The organism is Caballeronia sp. ATUFL_F1_KS4A, from assembly GCF_023630905.1.
Taxonomy (GTDB): Bacteria; Pseudomonadota; Gammaproteobacteria; order Burkholderiales; family Burkholderiaceae; genus Caballeronia; species Caballeronia zhejiangensis.
Genome location: NZ_JALQEB010000055.1, coordinates 1 through 608, shown reverse-complemented (window position 1 = coordinate 608; position 608 = coordinate 1). Strand labels below are relative to the sequence as shown.

Genomic DNA, 608 nt, shown 5'->3' with positions numbered 1-608 from the left:
TGGCTCTTCACCACGCAAGTCAAGTCGATGAACGTCGAACTGAACGGTCGCGCCGCGTTGAACGAGAACGCGACCGGCCAGCCGCTTTCGACGGTGGTGCGGTTCTATCAACTCAAGGATTCGAAGACCTTCGCGCAACTCGAATACGTCCAGTTGCAGAACGCCGATCTCGAACTGCTCAAGACGGATCTCGTCGCCACCAAGGACGTCGTGCTGCGCCCGGGCGCGAGCGCGAGCGTTGCCGAACCGATGCAGAAGGACGCCGAGTACGTTGGCGTAGTGGCGTTCTTCCGCTCGCCGAGCAGCAACGGCGTGTGGAAGCTGTTGATTCCGAAGAAGCGGTGGAAGGACACCGATCCGGTGAGAATCAGTGTGCAGAGCAATCTGCTCGTGCTCGAAGGTGCGGATCCGAAAGCCGTGAAACGCGATGCGCCGCAGCAGTCCGTATCGAACGCCGGGGCGGCTGCCGCGTCGGCGGCGTCGAGTGTCTCGGGAGCCGCCGCCGCGAGCAAAGCGGCGGCGCAGAGCGTCAACACGGCGACCGACGCGCTCACAAGCGCCAAAGCGAGCGCAAGTTCGCTCTCGACGAGCGCCGGCGGGTTGCTTTC

At 63.7% G+C, this 608-nt stretch carries 1 protein-coding gene; it reads left to right on the top strand.

Going from position 1 to position 608, the window contains the following annotated elements:
• On the top strand, positions 1-608 hold a 608-nt coding region (gene tssJ, locus NCS03_RS31010), incomplete at both ends, for a type VI secretion system lipoprotein TssJ (RefSeq protein WP_250530507.1).